This window comes from Neobacillus sp. NPDC093127 (assembly GCF_044754175.1).
Classification (GTDB): Bacteria; Bacillota; Bacilli; order Bacillales; family Cytobacillaceae; genus Neobacillus.
This window is the reverse complement of sequence record NZ_JBIVOP010000029.1, coordinates 1-19,723: the sequence shown is the minus strand read 5'-3', so window position 1 is coordinate 19,723 and position 19,723 is coordinate 1. Positions and strand designations below refer to the sequence as shown.

The following is a 19,723-nucleotide window of genomic DNA, read 5'->3' as shown; positions in this document are numbered from 1 at the left end:
GGCACCTTGAACGAAACGATAGTAGATATCCAGAATCTTAGATTTAAATACATGTCGAGTAAGGAATTAGTCTTGAAAGGTATCGACCTTCAAGTTAAACGTGGAGAATTCATTGGCATTATTGGTCCGTCAGGGGCCGGGAAAACGACGCTGGTTTCTTGTATAAAAGGGCTGATTCCACACACCATTAACGGAAAAATTGGCGGGAAGATTGACGTATTCAATATGGATATGAAAAAACATTCTCCCGATCAAATTGCCGAAAAAGTCGGCATGGTCATGCAGGATCCAGAAGGACAAATCATTGGGTTGACGGTTCAAGAGGATTTAGCTTTTGGACCGGAAAACTTCCAATGGCCAGTTGAAAAAATATTAGAAATCATCCCTGAGAATTTGAAAAGAGTCCGCCTTGATGGGTTGGCGGAAACGGAGACCTATAGTCTGTCAGGGGGTCAAAAGCAGCGCTTGTCGATTGCAGGGGCCTTAATGACGGAACCAGAGCTGCTCATTCTGGATGAACCGACGTCAGAGCTTGATCCGATCGGACGGGAAGAGGTATTTGCCACCATTAAACGATTGAAGGAAGAAAAAGACATTACCGTCATTGTTGTCGAACAAACCGTAGAGGAATTAATCGGAATGTGCGACCGGATTGTCGTGATGAAGGATGGATTAATTCTAGCCGATGACCATCCAAAGAATATTTTCAAAAATAAAGATATATTTTGGGGAGAGAATCGCGGGGAAATTCCGATTCCGCAGACAGTTGAATTGTCCTATATGTTGTCAGATGGCGGCTATATCCGTGACGAGCAAATTTCACCTTATGAACAGGAGATCGCGCAGACCGTACAAATGTTAGTGCAAGGCGGGTGTTTTAAATGAATGATCAAAGCCCTCAACTACAGGTAACCGATTTAGTGTATAAATATCCAAGCTCGAAGAAGAACATCTTGAACAAGGTGAATCTGACCATCAATCAAGGTGACTTTATCGCCATTATCGGCCAAAACGGAGCAGGAAAAACGACTCTGACCAAACATTTTAATGGGCTTCATTTATCGATAGACGGTCAAGTGCTGATTAATGGTAAAAATACAAAGCAAATGAAAACAAATGAAATCATTCAATTAGTTGGCTATTGCTATCAGAATCCGGATCATCAGTTGTTTTGCCGGACCGTCTATGATGAGGTTGCCTATGGGCCGAAAAACCTCGGCTTTTCCCAGCAAAAATTAAAGGACAGTGTGATGGAAGCCTTGGAGGTTACCAAGCTTGCTGAAAAGAAAGACCAATACCCTTTCACATTGGGCCGCGGAGAAAGGCAAAGACTGGCGATTGCCTCCGTTATTTCGATGGGTTCTCCTATTCTCATTGTCGATGAACCGACCACTGGACTTGACACAAAAGGGATGGAGCACATCATGAACTTTTTAACAAGGTGGAATGAATTGGGGCATACGATTTTGGTTGTGACCCATGATATCGAAATGGTGGCTAAATATGTGCCGCAAACAATCGTGATGGCGCAGGGAGAAATCATTGCCAATGGCGATACAAGAACCGTTCTCAATAATAAGGAAGTGTTAGAGCGGGCATTTGTAAAGCAGCCGCAAATTATGCGGCTTGCCCAGGATTTATCTCCAATTGGGATCCAAAAGGATTGTTTGACGGTAAATGAAATGTATGATCAGATCGTCAAGTTAACGAGTAGTGTAGAACAAAAAACGAAAGGAGTGGGGTGACGTATGGCAGTCGGCTATAGCATTTATGTCGAGAAGGACTCCAAGCTCCATCGCGAAATTGATCCGCGAACGAAATTTCTATGGCTTGGCACTATTTTTGCCGTCAGTTTGCTGTTTAATCACCCGCTCCCACTAGGAATTCTCGTGATTGCGGTTATTGCTGTCGGGCTTTCTTCAAAATTAGATTTAAAAACCTTAAAACCTTTTTTACTAGCGTCGATTTGGTTTTTAGTCTTAGGGGTATTAATTTGGCCCTTTTATATTTCGCAAGGAAGGCCAGTCGTGACCGTTTTTGGGACTACGATTACTACGACGGGCTTACTGTTTGGCTTTGCGATGGGCCTCAGAGTAGCGCTCATGGTAACGACTGCCTCCATCGTGATGATGAGCACGTCTCCTCAAAAAATGATGATGGGCCTATTGAAAATGGGGATTCCTTATAAAGCAGGAATGGCGCTTTCGGTTGCAATTCGCTTTGTTCCGCTTATCAATGCGGAACGGCTAACCATTACAGAAGCGCAACGGACGCGTGGGTTGAATTTGGATCAAGGGAATTCTTTTACAAAGTCAATTAAATATGTCGGCGTTATTGGCCCTTTGATGCTGAGGGTTCTCGATTTAACCAGCACCTTAGCAGTGGCAATGGACTGCCGTGGCTTTGGAGCCCGAAATGGACGGAGCAGTATTACCAGAATTGAAATTACCAGGCTCGATATTCTCTTGATTGTTGCCGCGCTTGTCGCCGTAGTTCTTGCCGTGATATCAAGAATATTGGGATTTGGGATATTACTTCAAGGTTATTTGTAAAAAGGAGGGATATCCTTGGATAACAAGGCAGTCGATCTGGTTTTTATTGGCCACTTGACGTTAGATGATACGGTATTGCCCAGTGGGAAAACGAATTACGATTCATTGGGTGGTGCTGCTTTATATAGTGCTGCAGGGGCAAATCTATGGTCCAATCGTGTCGGCTTAGTATCTCGAGTCGGCCATGATTACAGCCCCTCGTATCTCAAGCAATTAGAGAATTTCGGTATCGATACGACCGGGATTTCTCGGAATGATCAGCCCAACATCCATATTTGGGCTCTCTATGATCGGGATGGCCATCGTTATTTTATCCCCCAACAGGGAGGGGGCAATTACTTAGACATGGCCCCTGTTTCGAGTGAAATTCCAATGACATACCTTCAAAGTGCAAAAGGATTCCATATTGCCCCGATGCCACTTCCATGCCAGGAAGAGATTGTTGAAAAATTATCCATGCTCCAAGCGCTGGTTACGCTTGACCCGCATCATGAATGGCTGGATCCGGAATACCATGAACGTTGGAAACGGTTGTTAGAAAGAGTGGATATCTTTTTACCAAGTGAGGATGAATTTATTACTTTTTGGGGGATTGCCAAAGAAAATGATCCCGACAGGTACAAAGAGTGGATTCGAAAGACCGCGGCAATGGGTCCTGGAATTGTAGTCTTAAAACTTGGGGGAAAAGGAGTCCTTCTCTATCACTCTATTAATGATACTTTTCACCACGTCCCGTCAGCGGCGGAAAAGGTTGTCGATGTAACAGGCGGAGGGGATGCCTTCTGTGGAGGATTTCTATGTGGGTATATTCAGACATCTGATACGATGAGAGCTGCTATGTATGGGGCTGTTTCCGCATCCTTTGTCATTGAGGATTTTGGCCCCTTACATATGTTTGAAATAGGGGAACTGCAAATTTTGGATAGACTTTCTAAACTAAGACTATTAAAGACTATTATCTAAAAATGGAGGGATTTACGTGTCTAGAATTACACATATGTTTGAAGAAGTGAAAGAGCAAGCCGATTTGTTAACCCAGGGTGCGAAGGATATTGAACAGCAAGTGAAAGATTTGGTAGCAAAGTATCCGACTTTAAAAAAGACAAATAAGATTTTTATCGTCGGCTGTGGAGACTCTTATTATGCTGGAATCGCCTGCCAACAACTCCTCTATAAATATCTTGGAATTTCGGTTGAAGTCTATCAAGCACTTGAATTTTCTCGCTATGCCTATGAAACCTGTGACGAAAATAGTGTAGTTTTGGCTGTGTCCAATTCTGGTATGGTGGCACGGACAGTGGAATGTGCACTTCGTGCGAAGGAAATGGGGGCCCTTGCATTAGGGATTACCAGTAATAAGCAATCACCGCTAGCGCAAATGTCACGGGATATTATCGAAATAAAAATTCCGCCGGTAGTTGGCTTGGTCCCGGGAACACGGTCCTATGCCGGTTCCATGGTATCCTTAGCTATTTTTGGATTTGTGCTTGCGGAGGCGCTGGGAAGAATTTCAGAGGCAGGAAAGGAAGAAGCCTTGGCCTATCTAGGTAAAGTTGGAACGATCATGCGAGATACGGTAGAAAATAACTTTGATCAGATTTCAAAATATGTCAATGAATATGTTGGCCCTGGGAAGGAAGTTTCAATTTACCATGTGCTCGGAAGCGGACCAAACTACGCCACTGCTCAATTTGGAACAATGAAACTATTAGAAGCAGCTGGATTTGAAAGTATTCCACAAGGGATTGAGGAGTGGGCGCACAGTCAATACTTTGTGACACATAAGGGTTCACATGTGATTTTTATTTTACCAAAAGGAAGAGCCTATGACCGTGCCCTTGAAGTAATGCAGGCGGTGAAGGTTGTCGATGGAAAGGTCATTGTCATCGCAGAGGAAGATGATGAGGAAGTTAAGAAATACGCGAACTTTGTCTGGACGATTAAGGGTGAATCGATTCGTGAAGAATTCACACCGTTTGTTTATGCCGTTCCATTAGAAATTCTCTCGTTTTTAATGGCCAAAGCCTTGAATAAAAATCCAATGGACTTTGACGAAAAGCCATGGAAGAAGGCCGAAAACTTTAGACAGATCTTTAAATCCAACATTGTCTCAATGGAAAAGCTGGAACAATAGGAAGGACTAAGGGGAATGAGCGAAAAAGAATTAGTCGCCATGATTGCTTTACGACCGCTGCCTGGGACATATGAATATAATGGGGAATCATTAAAGGAAATTGAACGGCAAGCTGTGGAGGAAGCCATTCAATTAAAAGAGGCCGGCATCAACTCGATCATGATTCAAAACGTCAATGACCTTCCGAGCAAGCGGGAGGTGGGTCATGAAATTATTGCCTATATGACAAACATCGGGCGCGCCGTAAAGGAAGCGGTCGGTGACCAATGCAAAATTGGAATTAGCATCTTGAAAAATGAAGGTGCGGGCAGCGTTGCCGTGGCTGATGCAATTGGTGCCGATTACGTTCGACTTAAGGTGTACGTCGGGGCGATGATTAGTTCAGAAGGCATAACAGAAGGCTGCATTGAGGAAGTACTAGAAATGAAAAAACGAATTGGTTCCTCTGTTGAGCTGTGGGCCGACATCTACGACCGTTCTGGCGTCCCGTTAGGAACCATGACGTTAGAAGAAGCGAGCCAGCAAGGAATCAGTAAAGGAAAACTGGACCGCCTCATTATTACCGGTAAAACCTTTGATGAATCCATTGAATGGATAAAGCGGGTCAAAAGCGCCCTGCCGACTGCAAAGGTCTTACTAGGCGGTTCAGCAACACCAGAAAATATCGCAACAGTTCTCGAAGCATGCGATGGAGTCATCATCGGCAGCTATTTAAAGAAAGATGGGGTCATGACAAATCCACTTGATCCGGGGCGATTGGCAACGTTTATGAATGCTTATCATAGTGGGACGTGGGCTCCTTTTCCTAGTTCACACTTGGGTAGGGCGTGAGGTTTCGGGGTGGGGGACAGGGGTCACCCGCCCCGAATTAATTTTTTGTGCCCATGCCGGAGGAATTTCAGAGGAAACGGTCACAATTTTCCTTATAATCTAACTTAAGAACTCCGTTTAGCGTGAACAGGACAGAGGGACAGTACTACCCCAAACTACTTACTATAGCTGTCCCAGTGTTCCTCTGCCTCCTCTGCGATCTGGAACATAAAAAAAATAGCCAAATAAAACAGGCATCATCCAAAAAATCGGATGATGCCTGCCTCTATCGATGGAAGTTTCACTTTATCTCATATTCAATCGATTAATTCTTTCGTCAAGATCCGGATGTGTTGAAAATAGCATTGATTTACGTTTACCGTTAATTTTTAAGGTAGAAATCGCCGTTTGCTCTTCATCTTTCATCTGATTTGAATAAGCTTTTAGACATTGTAATGCGTGAGTCATTTTATCCCGGCCGGCTAGGTCTGCCCCGCCTCTGTCTGCGTGAAATTCACGATGTCTTGAATAAGCAAATACTACAAGGCTTCCTAAAATCGAGAAGGCAATTTGGAAGACGATAACGGCAATGAAATGAACAATTGGCGCTATGTCTTCTTTTACAAAGCGTGACACTGCCCAAGCTGCAATTCGCGCAAGGAAAACAACAAATGTATTTACTACACCTTGCAGAAGGGTCATGGTTACCATATCACCATTGGCAATATGTGCTACTTCATGGGCAATTACTCCCTCAATAGCTGCATCGTCCATTTCATGAAGCAGCCCGGTCGAGACCGCAACAAGTGATCGTTTTTTCGAAGGACCAGTGGCAAACGCATTCACTTCTGGTGAATTGTAAATTCCCACTTCAGGCATATGAGTTAACCCAGCTGCACTAGAAAGGCGATGGACTTTTTCGACAATGGTTCTTTCCAAAGGAGATAAGGAGCCTTGAGGATCTAACACCTTAACTTTCATCATCATTTTTGCCATCCAGCGTGACATCGCCAAGGATATGAGAGCCCCTGTGAAACCAACTATAGCACTAAATATTAAAAGCGAAATCAGATCAATACCGCCTCGGGCATTCATATAATTTCCGGCACCTGTAAGCGATAGCACAATACTAATGGTGACTAATACTAAAACATTCGTTAATAGAAAAAAGAAAATTCGTTTACCCATCATCTCACCCTTTGATAAAAATTTTTGAGTTCAAATGAGCTAATCATATGAGTCTATTATAACCAATTCTGTAGATAATACAATCAAGGGACGATGGGACAGGCTCCTTGTTTCAATTATTTAGGTAAGATTGCCACGTATTTGAGCGAAAATTATTGTGCATGTAATTTAAGTATCTGTAAATACTCCGCACCGGTAGAGGTAATTTTTGTGCCGGTTCTCCCTCGGCCTTTTGTGATGAAACCATGGATTTCGAGGGTATCTAACCTGCGTCGAACTTGTTGTGGCGAGAGATAATGACCATTTTCCCTGCTAGCCATTGAAATAAATTGACGACTGGCGGGCTTGCCGTTATCATTGCAGTCCTTGATGGCCTCTAACATAAATAGATATTCATTTATTTCTAATAAACTCTCAGGAATTGGATAGTCCTGCTCATTAGATAAGCTGTTTTTTTGAAAGCGGTCCTGCGGAATGTCTTTCCATTCGATTTTGTTCCCGTCACAGATCGTGAGCATATAGTCAATGGTACTTTTTAATTCACGAACATTGCCTAACCATTCCTGTTTTTGAAGCTGTTCTGGCAGGTCTTGTCCAACTTTTACCCATTTCCCACTTTTGGTAATAAAGTGTTTTACTAATAAAGGGATGTCCGTTATTCGTGCTCGAAGTGGCGGAAGAGAAAGGGTAAGAACATTCAAACGGTAAAACAAATCAGACCGGAACGTGCCTTCTTGTGATTTCAGTTGAATATTTTTATTCGTGGCCGCGATGACCCGGACATTTATCGGAATTACCTTTCTCCCGCCGATTCGGCGCAATTCCTTTTCCTGAAGAACCCTTAATAAATGGGATTGGACGGTTAAACTAATATCGCCAATTTCATCTAAAAATATCGTTCCATTATCAGCTAATTCAAATAAACCTTTTTTTCCACCTTTTTGTGCCCCTGTAAAAGTCCCCTCCTCGTACCCGAATAATTCACTTTCAAGCAAATTTTCTGTTAAAGCACTGCAGTTTATCGCGATAAAGGGTCCGTTTTTTCTCATTGAATGAAGATGGATAGAATGTGCGAATAATTCTTTACCCGTACCCGTTTCCCCTTGAATTAAGATAGGATGCTCGGAAAGAGCAAGTTTTTTGGCAATTTGTTTACTTTCATTGAGTAAAGGGTGTTCACCAACAATATCATCAAAATCATACTTTGCATAAAATCCCTTGTTTCTTAGTTCCCGCTGTGCCATTTTTTCGACTTCAAACGCTTGATTAGTGCTTTTAAATGTCGCTACGATCGTATTTTCTGTTTCCATATGATGACGGAAAATAACAAGATCGACACCGTATATCGTAAAAAATTTACTTTCTTCATTACTACTAAGGATAAAATCGATAATTTCCTGTTGAACGATGACCTCAGCTAATGGTTTATTAATGGCATCAATTACAGGAAAATGAAATAGAGCCTCTAAGCCACGGTTAAAAACGGTGACCTTCTGGTGTTGATTAATGGCTAAAATACCGTCATCGACAGTGTCGACAACATTTTGAATATGTTGATTCAACTGTTTTGCATTTTGTTCCGCAATTGATAGTTTCCGTTGTAAATCAATGATGTTACGAATATACCTTTCTGAAATCAATGACGAGACTTTCTCGCCCAAACAGAAATATTCGACTACTTTTAATATAGTTGCCATATCAAACAAGCGAACGCCAATGTCGATAATCCTTTTAATGGACGGAGGACAAAGATGGGGCTCACCGGGAGATATAGCGATATCAATATTTTTATAAAAAATCTGTTCCTTCTTAAACGGGACGAACTGTAAGTGATCAATACCCAGCTGATAAAGAGATTCTATTAGTTCAACCGTAGCAAAATCATCATCATTGACGACAAGAACGTCGGAATCTATCGGGATTTTTAACAGCTGATCAATAAATTGGTGATGGACTGTACGTTTTCCGACAAACAGTTCATTACTATGTATGTTACACAATTCATGAGCTTCAACCCTCGTAACCTCCGATGAAAACAGGATAAAATCAACGTTCAATTGAGTTGGCAGTGCTTCTTCTGTTGCAAAACTTTCAATATGGACGTAATCGCCCAATAATTGTTGAAGCTGCTCATGCAGGACTTGTTTTGTTTGGCTGCTTCCCGTTATTAACGTAATGGATTGTTTTATCCTAAACACCCCTTTTGGTTCAATTGGGTTCTATTATATTACAAAAAAGAACCAAAAAGAGCCGATAAAGGAGAATTAACGATAGATTTTTTCGAATTAATAGACTTCTTTGCGATTGGCATAGAACTTGCATATTAATTAGGGGAATTGCATGAAAAAACAAAATAAGGAGAGGGTATGATGAGTCAATTGGGTAAAAAGGTGGAATCGGTTCCACCAACAAAAAAACCGATGCAAATAAATGTGTTTGCTTTATTATTATGTGTTGTTGTAGCGGCAATGATATTAACCTATATTTTGCCGGCAGGGGAATACAATCGTGTAGAAGTGGATGGACGGACAATCGTAGAGGCCGATTCGTTTAAATGGACGGAATCCACACCTGTCAACCCATTTGATATGGTGCAAGCCCTCCATAAAGGGATGGTTGAAGCCGGTGGTATTATTTTCTTTGTCTTAATTATTGGCGGTTTTTTTGGTGTTTTCAGTGCGACAGGTACGATTGATGTATTAATTGCGACAATGGCAAGAAAGTTAGCGAAGCGAGAAAAGCTATTAATACCGATCATGATGCTGTTCTTTGCCGCAGGGGGATCGTTAATGGGAATGGCGGAAGAGGGACTAGCCTATATTCCACTATTAATTCCGCTTGCATTGGCCCTCGGTTTTGATACGATTACGGGCATGGCGATTGTGTTGCTTGGCGCCGCCGCAGGTTTTACGACGGCCGTTATGAATCCATTTACAGTGGGGATTGCTCAGGGGATTGCTGAACTGCCGCTATTCTCTGGGATAGGGCTGCGCCTTATCTTGTTTGTGGTTGTTTACCTTGTGTCTGTAATTTTCGTCTATCGTTATGCGATGAAAGTAAAACGAAATCCTGCCCTAGGTTTCTATGGAAATTACAACAGGGAACATGCAGATAAGCTGCTTCAATCGAAGGTCAATCTAACAACAAAGCACAAGCTCATTCTTGGAGCTTTTCTATTAAACTATGTTGTTCTAGCATTTGGTGTTATTAAATTTGAATGGTATCTTTCAGAGATTGCTGCCTTGTTTATTATTTTAACAATTGTCGTCGGGATTATTGGAAAACTTTCTGTAGACAATATCGTGAAAAATTTTACGAGCGGCTCTGCTGCTTTAATTAGCGGTGCTTTAATTATCGGTGTATCGAGAGCGACATTGGTTGTATTGAACCAAGGGCATATTGTCGATCCGATGTTGCACGGCGTATCTGAAGCCATTAAACATGTTCCAGGAACGATTAGTGTTATAGGGATGTATGGCTTCCAATCAGTTATTCATTTTATCTTAGCGTCAGGAAGCGGGCATGCGATGTTAACGATGCCAATTATGGCGCCGCTCGCTGATTTACTTGATATTACGAGACAGACAGCTGTATTATCTTTCTCATTTGCTGACGGGATTGGAAATATAATTTTTCCAACTGCCGGTACATTAATGGCCGGTTTAGCGATTGCTGGAATTCCGTGGACGAAATGGGCGAAATGGGTCCTGCCGTTAGTCATCATTCAATTTGTAATCGGATTAATTGCGGTTGTTATCGCGCATGCGATTAATTACGGTCCATTTTAAAGGTAAAAGTCATCTGAGGTGAAACTAAGGAGGAGAATGGTAGTTGCTTACGTTGATTAAAGATGGGGAAGTGTATGCCCCGCATTATCTAGGGAAGAAAGATATTTTACTAGTCGATAGCAAAATTGGCTATGTAAACGAGTTGATTGAAAATCCGGAACATTTTGTTCCGATTACGGTGATTGATGCATCGAATCAAGTGGTTGTACCAGGATTTATCGATGCCCATGTTCATATCATTGGCGGTGGAGGGGAAGGAGGATTCAAGACACGGACACCGGAATTGAACTTAACTAGTTTAACCACTTCGGGCATTACTACGGTTGTGGGTGTCCTTGGAACAGATGGGACAACACGCCGAATGGAAAGCTTGCTTGCTAAAGCGCGGGGGTTAGAAGAAGAGGGCGTAACGAGTTATATTCATTCAGGTTCGTACCAGCTGCCGGTTAATACGTTAACGGACAAAATAGAGAAAGATATTATTTTTATTGACAAAATAATCGGGGTCGGGGAAATAGCCATTTCCGACCATCGGTCATCTGAGCCGACGTTTGATGAAATTGCAAAAGTTGCTACAGCCGCACGAAATGGCGGAATTTTATCGGGCAAAGCTGGTGTATTAGAAATTCATGTCGGGGATGGTGAAGAAAAGCTTTCTTTGCTTGAGGAAGTAGTTAGTAAGACCAATATTCCGATTTCTCAGTTTCATCCAACCCATATTAACCGAACGGAAGAATTATTTAGGGCCGGGATTCAGTATGCTAAAAATGGCGGCTATGTGGATTTAACGACAAGTACGATACCGCAGTTTTTAGAAGAAGGGGAAGTGAAGTGCAGCAAAGGCTTGAAGATCATGCTGAATGAAGGGGTTCCGATTGAAAATATAACATTTTCTTCTGATGGACAAGGCAGCCTGCCGTCTTTTAACCGGAAAGGAGAGTTAACAGGACTTCAGGTTGGCAAAGTTTCTTCCTTATTTAAAGAGGCAAGAGATTCAGTTCTAGAAGAAGGGATTTCATTAGAACAGGCATTACAAGTCATTACGTTAAACCCTGCTACTGTGCTAAAGCTGGCACACAAGGGCAGGATCGAGGAAGGAACGGACGCTGACATTGTTTTACTAGATAAAGAGACACTAGAAATTGATACTGTTATCGCCAAAGGAAAAGTGATGGTAAAAAATAAAGTGCCGATTGTAAAAGGTACATTTGAGTAAGAGGCAGCGATTCTAAAGTAAGATCTGATTTCATTTTTGCAAAAATTGGAGGGATAAAGTTGAGAAAGTTACCGATTATTTTTGTCCTAGTTTTAACGATGTTTTCCATTACCATGTATTCATTTCATGCGGGGGCGACTGAGAATAAGAATAGTTTATCAAAGACATCCGGCAAAGGTTCTCTAGTTATTGTAGGTGGCGCATTAAGTTCAGATAATGAGGCGGTTTATAAAAAATACGTAACACTTGCTCAACAATACAAAGGCAAATCATTAAAGGATGTAAAGATTGCAATTATTCCGGCTGCCAGCGCGGCACCAATTGAAAGTGCTGATTCGTATAAAGACGATTTCGTTCGCTACGGCGTACTTGAAAAAAATATCTATACTGCCCCAATAGCATTAATGGATGACCCTTCGACAAAAGACGTGGACGAATCTACTTGGAAGAATAATGGAAACAATGCTGAAATAGCAAAAAAAATAGAAGAGTTTGATGCGATTTGGTTTGTCGGCGGTGATCAATTACGTCATATTAAAACGTTAGTGACTGCAGACGGGAAGGATACAGTCGTGTTACAAGCCATTAGAAAAATATATGACAACGGGGCAGTCCTTGGTGGATCAAGTGCGGGTGCTGCGGTTATGAGTAATCCTATGATAGCTTCAGGAACGAGCGTAGGGGCATTAAATGAAGGGGTTCACATTCTAAAGAACTTTGATCAGGATACGGGTGACGATCAACTTTTTCTTACAACCGGTTTAGGGTTTTTCACACATGGGATAGTCGACCAGCATTTTCTAGAACGTGGCCGTTTTGGCCGATTGCTTGTCGCATCACAATATAACAAAACACGTTATGGTTTTGGTGTGGATGAAAATTCCGCTATGGTTTATACAGCAAAAGACAATAGTATTGAAATTGTTGGGGCAAGTGGTTTATTAATAGTAGATTTACAGGGGGCGTCAACACCAAAAGGAAAACGCTTTGCGATGAACAATGTAACGATGCACTATTTGGAAAAAGGGGACCGTTTTAATTTAAATGATGGGACGTTCACGCTTAATAAGCTGCACGAAACGACAAAAGGAATTGAATATTACAGTAAAAATCCAATTGCAAAGGATATTTTTGGACCGCAAGTATTAAAAAAGGTGCTAACTGAAGATTTAATAGATAATGAGGCAACAACTGCCGAGGCCCTTTGGTTTGGCATGGAGGATGAGAAAAAAGGTACTGGGTTCCGTTTTACTTTTAGAAAGACAGATAAAACGGAAGGGTTTTGGGGAAGAATTGATAAGGTCGGATCTTATTCTGCCTTAAATGTTCAGATGGATGTTGAACCGATTTCGATTAAAATTTCAATAGATAAATAGCATACTTGAAAGCAGAGGTCAGACCACTGTCACCACCCGGATTTTGTCGAATTCATCGATATTATTCGGGGCGTGACTAGGCACTGTTCTTATGGGCATTATAAGCGACCGTAGCCAAGAGGATAGCAATTAAAGCATGCCGATGCATTAATTGCAGCAACAGCACTCATTGATATAGTAATAATGATCGAGGTTGTACCTATGCAAGAGAGCATTTCGGCTAAAACTACCAAAACCCAATTACTAGCCAAGTAGATTTGCTAAATCACATTAATTCTTTAGAAGAATAATAAATTTCAGTGCTGTGTACATCTCATGTTCCTGCCCCCATGTCCCGGTTTACTTTCTTTTCACAACAAATGTTCCAACAACTAGTAACATAAATAGCACGATTAAATAAATACTCAATGCGCCTATTTCAATTGTTTCTACACCCATTGCAAATAGCACACAGACTAGTAACATGCTGCCAAATAACACGATGTACAATGAAAGTGCATAGAAATTTTTAATATTTACCCATGTCCTTTCATCTACATCAGGTACATTATGGCTCTTTCGCTTTTCACGAAGTTTTATGTTTCCGAATACAATTCCAACACCTACAACAGAACCAATAATCCCTGCTGCAACCGTTCCAACAGGTAAATCAGGAACGATTAATTTCCCCAGGTACAAACCAATACTCATGGAACAAACAACCGTAATTGCTATAATGATGGGCCACTTTTTCATGCTATTCTTCCTCCAAGGTAAATATTTCATCAAGCGTTACATTAAAATATTTAATCAGCTTTAGTGCCAGTTCTAAGCTAGGGTTATACTTGTGATTCTCGACGGCGTTAATCGTTTGTCTTGTAATTTGCAGAGCTTCCGCCATATCAATCTGACTAATTCCTTTTGCTAAACGTATTTCTTTAATTCTGTTTCTCACTTTCAAAAGTAGCTCACTTCTCTTCCTGCTAACGATGTAAAGATATCTTTACATCGAGTATAAAATAAGAAACCACAAATGTAAAGATATCTTTACATAAGCGGTTTTTTCAAACGAACGGTAGGTCCCATCTATGGACAGGTGCCCATGAAGGGTGCCTGACACCACGACATCTTAAGATAATCATAAAAATAAAAATGGCAGTATCCATGGTTATTGAATAATCACGGATACTGCCATTGATTTAATTTAGTGCCTTATAAAAAAGATAACTAGTGCATCTCTTCTTATCTTTTTTAAATGGTGGTTTGCTCTGCATATTTTTTGAAATTATCTAGGATCGCTTGCCATCCTTGTTGTTGAAACTCAACTGGATTCGTAGTTTCAGCATCAAAAGTTTCAATTACTTCAGTTTTGTTATCTTGACCTTTAAACGTGATGTTAACTTTTCTTCCATCACCCAGAGTATAAGCAATAACCTCATGTAATTTCACTTCATCATAAGTTCCGCCAAAATCGAAACCAAAACTGCCATCTTTGGCTTCCATTCTTGAAAGGAATTTCCCGCCTGCTCTTAAATCATTCTCAGCAATTGGTGTGTGCCAGTCATCTGAAGCGCTGTTCCATTTTTTTATATGAGTTGGCTCTGTCCAATATTCCCATACCTTTTCTACTGGTGCTTGAACTGTTGTTTCTACAGTGACTTTATTAGATGTTTCCATTTCATTTCCCGCCTCTCTTAATACAAATATTTTTGTGATTTTGTCCGCAATAGGTGCCTGACTATATTGTAGATGATTTCGAAAAGTTACGCTACTTCTTCATTGTTTCCTTTTTCCGCCCTTGTCATCCATTTCTTCCCTTTCACGAACCTTGGGGAATTTGAAACGGAATATGAAGATAGTTTTATATTTTTCAGGAATAATTGTTAGCCTATTTCTTATTGAACTACAGGGAAGGTTGGTTTAGCAGATATAGTCAATAAGATATAATGGATTAATAAGTAAAAAGTCGAAAGGAAGATGGTTATGGTTTATATCGCTCTTCTTCGTGGGATTAATGTCGGTGGAAAAAATAAAATTGACATGAAGTTGCTTAAACAAACGTTTGTACAAGTCGGGATGAATGATGTGGTGACATACATCAATACTGGTAATATTATTTTTTCATACATAGGCCCATCAAAGACTGAACTATCACGTATTTTGGAAGAAGCGATACATCATGATTTCGGATTACAAATTAAAGTAGTAGTTCGTAGTGTCGATGATGTCAGGGGAATCATTAACGCTATTCCGGACACATGGAAAAATGACAAAGACATGAAAAGTGATGTCTTGTTTTTATGGGATGAAATTGATGATGAATCTGTACTTAGGGATTTGATCATCAAACCAAATATTGACAATGTGAAGTATGTCCCCGGTGCGATTCTATGGTCCGTTGACAAGAAAAATGTAACCAAAAGCGGAATGGTAAAGATAATTGGATCAAGGTTATACAAACAAGTTACGGTTAGAAATGTCAACACCGCTCGTAAGATATATGAACTAATGCAAGCTCAAAATAGTTAGTTCGTTTTTCCTTGTTCAAGTTCCACATCGTTGAACAAGGAGAAGATGAATTGTGCTAAAATTAATAATATTATTACAACGTGAAAGTTTTTAAAGGGGGAACTAAATATGAGTGGTATTGTCATAACTCCTGAACCACCTTATTACGCCGTAATTTTTGTTTCACAGAGAACGGAGGGAGACAAGGGATACGGAAGAATGGCGGACAAAATGGTAGAGTTAGCTTCTCAGCAGAAGGGATTCTTAGGTGTAGAAAGTGCTCGGGATGAAGGGTTGGGTATTACAGTTTCCTATTGGGATTCTTTAGAAGCGATAAAAAACTGGAAGGAAAATTCAGCCCATCGGGTAGCACAAGATAGAGGGAAAACAGATTGGTACAAAAATTTTTCTCTTAGGGTGTGCAAAGTGGAGCGGGACAAATTCTTTGAAATGTAACCAAAATATATACGTATAAGGGGAACTGCTATGAAAATTCGCTCAGTGGAAAGTTCAGATTATTATGCAGTCTCAGTCAAAGTTGATCCATGTTGTGGTGGATGAAGGAGAGAGTGAATTGTCCAATAAAAATTGTCCTATATGTGGAAAAGAAAACGAATGTATGACAGGTGCTGGAGAAGCGAATACCTGCTGGTGTTCGATAGAAGAATTTCCTAATGGAATCTTTGAATTAGTTCCTCTAGAAAGTCGAAGAAAGCATTGTATATGTAAAAATTGTTTAAATAAATTTAAGGAAGAGCAGAAAAGGTAGATGTTCAAGGATTGGCTAAGGAATGGCATGAACAGTTGGCAGCACCTTTTTTCTACTTCAACTTGAGCTCGGATCATTCTAAATGAAGGAGTTCAATAAGTTTTTAAACTTATAATCAAGAGAATACTTTTCATCATAGAGAATATATACAGAATAGGAATCTAAGTACCCACTTTCTGGTGAAGGAGAAATCTCATGAATAATTTAGTAAATGACAATCTGGATGAAACGAGAACTAACCTAGTAAAGGAGATTACTTTATTAAGTGATGCCCAATTTAATAGTAAGCCTGATAGGAATATGTGGAGTATAGCACAAGTGTGTCATCACTTAGTTTTAGTGGAAGAGGCAACTATAAAGGCGATTGCATGGGGATTAAAAGAGGTTGATCGTTCTCAAAAGGAACGTAAAAACGTTCAGCTTATCATATTGGATAGAACGAAAAAGATTAAAGCTCCAAAAATGGTTGAACCAGGTGTAGAACCATTTGAAGTGCAGCAAATAATTGATTTGTTAAATGATTCGAGAAAAAAATTGATGACTTTTCTTAGTACTATAGAAGATCAATCAATATTGGCGGAAAAATCAGTGAAACATCCTGCTCTTGGTGAATTACCGCTTGATCAATGGATTGAACAGATCTATTTGCATGAACAGCGACACATAGAACAAATTAAAGAGATAAAAATTCTTTTAGATATGCGGCACTAAACGTTGGTTATAAACGGATTCTTGTTTAAAAAGGTGAATGATGTATGAAGGATTTCCATTGCTGTGCAACATGCCGGCATTTTAAAGCAGAGAAAAAGGCAGAAGGAATGCAATATTATTGCAGCCGGTTAGGTTATGAAACAAAACCGAACTATAAATTTAATTGCTGGAGCCCCAAGGAGCAAGTGATACAGTTAATGAATAAAGGAAACACGCCCCAAACGGACAATTAAAAGAAAATAGTAACCCTTAATTCTCAATATAAGGATTAAAACGTATTAAGTAGTGATGCAAATACAACTATACATGGGACAATTAATGTGAGTCAGGGATGGTAAACTTGCAAATACTTTCGAAAAGTGGTATTCTAAGGAAGAATTATTTTTGTTCGGCGGTTTAGGATAGTATTAGTAGAACTTTTCGTCTTAATGATCACTGATAGCAAGGATAGTAACATATTGTGTGCAAAAGCACACAGCAGGAGGAAACACACATGGAACAAGGTAAAGTAAAATGGTTTAACGCAGAAAAAGGTTTTGGATTCATCGAACGCGAAGCTGGAGACGATGTATTCGTACACTTCTCAGCAATCCAAAGCGAAGGCTTCAAATCATTAGACGAAGGTCAAGATGTTACTTTTGAAGTAGAACAAGGTCAACGTGGACCCCAAGCTACTAACGTTCGTAAAGCTTAATAATAAATGTCTAATGTAAGACAGGCTCTATTTTAGAGTCTGTTTTTTTATTTGTCTTAAAACCTTAAAAACAAGGAACCCCACTCACGAATGAGTGGGGAACATGTGAACAGTAAATCAAATGGTAAATAAAGTGTATCACATAAACACGAAATCTCCTAATTATCATAGGATAAAAGTTTACGAATGTATGTTCCTGTGGTAATGTATAGTAAAAAAACTAAGGAGCAACCACTTCTATGGAAACAGTTGAATTAAAACATTTTTCGAATGACTATGTAGATGTATTAAATTCTTTCGAACTCCCTGAAGAACAGGTACAGTTCACGGCATTACCTAGAAAGATTTTAGAGGTGGCAGAAGGCCAACATCGAATTGTTATTTTAAGCGAGAATGAACCTGTAGGATTCTTTTTATTACATGCAACTGAACGAGTCAAGGAGTATTCGGATAATCCGAAAGCTATGTTGTTAACTGCGTTGTCTATTAATCATGTGAAGCAAGGGAAAGGTTATGCGAAACAAGGTATGCTCTTACTAAGTGATTTTGTAAAAGCTGAATTTCCTAATTGTGATGAGATCGTTTTAGTTGTTAATCATAAAAATATTCCTGCTCAGCGACTGTACTCAAGAGTAGGTTTTGAAGATACAGGTAAGAGAAGAATGGGGCCAATTGGTGAACAGTTTGTCATGAATTTATTGCTGCAAAATACTTAACTCATCTTTAACTACAGGGTGCTATTCTTCAATAAGGATGGTCGCATTCTTCTTATTCAAGTAACGGGCAGGTGTGCGGCCGAGCCTAGGTCGTATCATATAGCGGGTGGGATTCCCGTCGAGTAAGAACTAGCCATTCGCTCGTAGCGAGTCTTGGAGGGCTAAAGGTAACTTTAGTCTTTAAGCGTAGACAGTTAGGTGGCGGGCCGAAAGCCAAATGGTTGAAGGGATTGAGCTCCATAATGTTAGTAAATCGAGAGGGCTGATGCTTTACCTGCAGCAGAAAGCTACATTTTATCCTTCGTTAAAGGCAAGATGGATAAAACCTCTCTGGAGTCAGAGACCTTGGCACGTTACACATTGATATGATACGGCAACTCGGGAGACCCTACCGGTCTTTTCTTGTTAGAAGAGTATGGTGTACAAGCGATAAAAAGTAAGGAAACCAAATGCCGGTGTAGGGAGTCGGATAGCAGCGTAGTACCAATGAAGTTGGGTAATGCCGATGGAGGAAAGGCTAGCTACCAGTTATCACCCTTGCTAGGGACACATTTACTACACACAGAGGTAGGAATAATAAATGGAGACAAAACTAGTAAGGATAGCAGAATTAGTAAAATCTGATCCTTAGAAATTACAAGGTTTTGTGAATGGTAACTAGGAGGAGCCGTGTGCGTTAATAGCGCAAGCACGGTTCTGTGAGGGGGAGGAACACAATCTACCGTAAGGTAGAAAGGTTCCTTTCTACTCGACTTGTTCAAGAAGATATAAAAATTAAATAAGGAGAATGGTGGGAATTAATGTAAAATAATATTATATCTTGAAGTAAAGGAAATTGATTTTATGAAGTCATTACCAGGTTTTCTTCAATTTATTTTTCCGATTTTAGCAATCCTTTGTTTAACAACTAGCCTTTTTGGTTCTTACACTATCCAGTTTTCACTTGGTTTTTTATTAATTGGCTTTCTTTTTTCAATTTACTTAGTAATTTCAAAGAAATTAATATTATGGGGTTTGATTAATTTATTTCTAACCATTTTTATTATTATTGGAGGAGTAATTATCTTCTTTGGTATAATTTCATCAGGTGTTTAAAGTTATATATTAATAACACCCTACTTTTTTCACCTATGGGAACGATTTTTAAATACAATCGTCCCCTTGTTCGCACAAGAAGATTGTGAAACATTGTACTGTGCGAAACGTTTCCTTATAAGTGCGAAAGCACGAAAAAGGAGGATTGCTGAAAGGCAATTATAACTGATTAATCGAAACTCGGAAT

At 40.1% G+C, this 19,723-nt stretch carries 20 protein-coding genes; 15 read left to right on the top strand and 5 right to left on the bottom strand.

Annotated features, from left to right (window positions below):
* Nucleotides 1-6: 6 nt before the first annotated feature.
* From ACIQCO_RS25485 to ACIQCO_RS25460, 6 genes are read left to right on the top strand one after another with little or no spacing between them, the layout of a single operon-like run.
* Nucleotides 7-885 carry an energy-coupling factor ABC transporter ATP-binding protein gene (locus ACIQCO_RS25485; protein ID WP_400434596.1) on the top strand — a complete coding sequence of 293 codons (879 nt, stop codon included), beginning with the start codon at nt 7-9 and terminating at the stop codon, nt 883-885.
* Entirely contained in the window at nt 882-1,745 is an 864-nt protein-coding gene (locus ACIQCO_RS25480) for an energy-coupling factor ABC transporter ATP-binding protein (protein WP_400434594.1), read from the top strand. The genes ACIQCO_RS25485 and ACIQCO_RS25480 overlap by 4 nt, the downstream gene beginning before the upstream one ends.
* 3 nt (nt 1,746-1,748) lie before the next feature.
* A complete protein-coding gene (locus ACIQCO_RS25475; RefSeq protein WP_400434592.1) occupies nt 1,749-2,552 on the top strand; it encodes an energy-coupling factor transporter transmembrane component T family protein in 804 nt (267 codons plus the stop codon).
* 15 nt (nt 2,553-2,567) lie between these two features.
* Nucleotides 2,568-3,515 (top strand): carbohydrate kinase family protein, encoded by a 948-nt coding sequence (locus ACIQCO_RS25470; protein WP_400434590.1) that lies wholly within the window; start codon nt 2,568-2,570, stop codon nt 3,513-3,515.
* Nucleotides 3,516-3,531: 16 nt separating this feature from the next.
* Nucleotides 3,532-4,686 carry an SIS domain-containing protein gene (locus ACIQCO_RS25465; RefSeq protein ID WP_400434588.1) on the top strand — a complete coding sequence of 385 codons (1,155 nt, stop codon included), beginning with the start codon at nt 3,532-3,534 and terminating at the stop codon, nt 4,684-4,686.
* A gap of 15 nt (nt 4,687-4,701) precedes the next feature.
* Complete coding sequence (locus ACIQCO_RS25460; protein WP_400434586.1) at nt 4,702-5,517, top strand: BtpA/SgcQ family protein; 816 nt, start codon at nt 4,702-4,704, stop codon at nt 5,515-5,517.
* A gap of 285 nt (nt 5,518-5,802) precedes the next feature.
* Here ACIQCO_RS25460 and htpX read toward each other — a convergent pair whose 3' ends face one another.
* On the bottom strand, nt 5,803-6,684 hold the full coding sequence (gene htpX / locus ACIQCO_RS25455; protein WP_400434584.1) for a protease HtpX: 882 nt from the start codon (nt 6,682-6,684) through the stop codon (nt 5,803-5,805).
* A 152-nt stretch (nt 6,685-6,836) separates the two neighbouring features.
* Nucleotides 6,837-8,882, bottom strand: a complete 2,046-nt coding sequence (locus ACIQCO_RS25450) for a sigma-54 interaction domain-containing protein (protein WP_483874178.1) — start codon at nt 8,880-8,882, stop codon at nt 6,837-6,839.
* Between the two features lie 171 nt (nt 8,883-9,053).
* Between ACIQCO_RS25450 and ACIQCO_RS25445 the strand changes: the two genes are divergently transcribed.
* The 3 genes from ACIQCO_RS25445 to ACIQCO_RS25435 are packed head-to-tail and all read left to right on the top strand — an operon-like array spanning nt 9,054 to nt 13,064.
* Nucleotides 9,054-10,472 (top strand): YfcC family protein, encoded by a 1,419-nt coding sequence (locus ACIQCO_RS25445; RefSeq protein ID WP_400434582.1) that lies wholly within the window; start codon nt 9,054-9,056, stop codon nt 10,470-10,472.
* Nucleotides 10,473-10,515: 43 nt separating this feature from the next.
* Nucleotides 10,516-11,688 carry a beta-aspartyl-peptidase gene (iadA, locus tag ACIQCO_RS25440; protein ID WP_400434580.1) on the top strand — a complete coding sequence of 391 codons (1,173 nt, stop codon included), beginning with the start codon at nt 10,516-10,518 and terminating at the stop codon, nt 11,686-11,688.
* Nucleotides 11,689-11,747: 59 nt separating this feature from the next.
* The gene (locus ACIQCO_RS25435; RefSeq protein WP_400434578.1) at nt 11,748-13,064 is read left to right on the top strand and encodes a cyanophycinase; all 1,317 of its coding nucleotides are present in this window, start codon (nt 11,748-11,750) and stop codon (nt 13,062-13,064) included.
* Between the two features lie 339 nt (nt 13,065-13,403).
* Here ACIQCO_RS25435 and ACIQCO_RS25430 read toward each other — a convergent pair whose 3' ends face one another.
* From ACIQCO_RS25430 to ACIQCO_RS25420, 3 genes are all read right to left on the bottom strand, one after another.
* Nucleotides 13,404-13,799 carry a hypothetical protein gene (locus ACIQCO_RS25430; protein WP_400434576.1) on the bottom strand — a complete coding sequence of 132 codons (396 nt, stop codon included), beginning with the start codon at nt 13,797-13,799 and terminating at the stop codon, nt 13,404-13,406.
* 1 nt (nt 13,800) lies between these two features.
* On the bottom strand, nt 13,801-14,004 hold the full coding sequence (locus tag ACIQCO_RS25425) for a helix-turn-helix transcriptional regulator (protein ID WP_400434574.1): 204 nt from the start codon (nt 14,002-14,004) through the stop codon (nt 13,801-13,803).
* A 290-nt stretch (nt 14,005-14,294) separates the two neighbouring features.
* The gene (locus tag ACIQCO_RS25420; RefSeq protein ID WP_400434572.1) at nt 14,295-14,720 is read right to left on the bottom strand and encodes an SRPBCC family protein; all 426 of its coding nucleotides are present in this window, start codon (nt 14,718-14,720) and stop codon (nt 14,295-14,297) included.
* A gap of 306 nt (nt 14,721-15,026) precedes the next feature.
* Between ACIQCO_RS25420 and ACIQCO_RS25415 the strand changes: the two genes are divergently transcribed.
* The 6 genes from ACIQCO_RS25415 to ACIQCO_RS25390 all read left to right on the top strand — a co-directional run bounded on the left by ACIQCO_RS25415 (nt 15,027) and on the right by ACIQCO_RS25390 (nt 18,441).
* Nucleotides 15,027-15,572, top strand: a complete 546-nt coding sequence (locus ACIQCO_RS25415; RefSeq protein ID WP_400434570.1) for a DUF1697 domain-containing protein — start codon at nt 15,027-15,029, stop codon at nt 15,570-15,572.
* Nucleotides 15,573-15,680: 108 nt separating this feature from the next.
* Nucleotides 15,681-16,007, top strand: coding sequence for an antibiotic biosynthesis monooxygenase family protein (locus ACIQCO_RS25410; protein WP_400434568.1), 327 nt, complete (start codon nt 15,681-15,683; stop codon nt 16,005-16,007).
* A 118-nt stretch (nt 16,008-16,125) separates the two neighbouring features.
* Complete coding sequence (locus ACIQCO_RS25405; protein WP_400434566.1) at nt 16,126-16,320, top strand: cysteine-rich CWC family protein; 195 nt, start codon at nt 16,126-16,128, stop codon at nt 16,318-16,320.
* A 195-nt stretch (nt 16,321-16,515) separates the two neighbouring features.
* Nucleotides 16,516-17,031 (top strand): DinB family protein, encoded by a 516-nt coding sequence (locus ACIQCO_RS25400; RefSeq protein WP_400434564.1) that lies wholly within the window; start codon nt 16,516-16,518, stop codon nt 17,029-17,031.
* Nucleotides 17,032-17,524: 493 nt separating this feature from the next.
* Entirely contained in the window at nt 17,525-17,725 is a 201-nt protein-coding gene (locus ACIQCO_RS25395) for a cold-shock protein (RefSeq protein ID WP_400434562.1), read from the top strand.
* 239 nt (nt 17,726-17,964) lie between these two features.
* Nucleotides 17,965-18,441 carry a GNAT family N-acetyltransferase gene (locus tag ACIQCO_RS25390; RefSeq protein ID WP_400434560.1) on the top strand — a complete coding sequence of 159 codons (477 nt, stop codon included), beginning with the start codon at nt 17,965-17,967 and terminating at the stop codon, nt 18,439-18,441.
* The last annotated feature ends 1,282 nt before the right edge of the window (nt 18,442-19,723 follow it).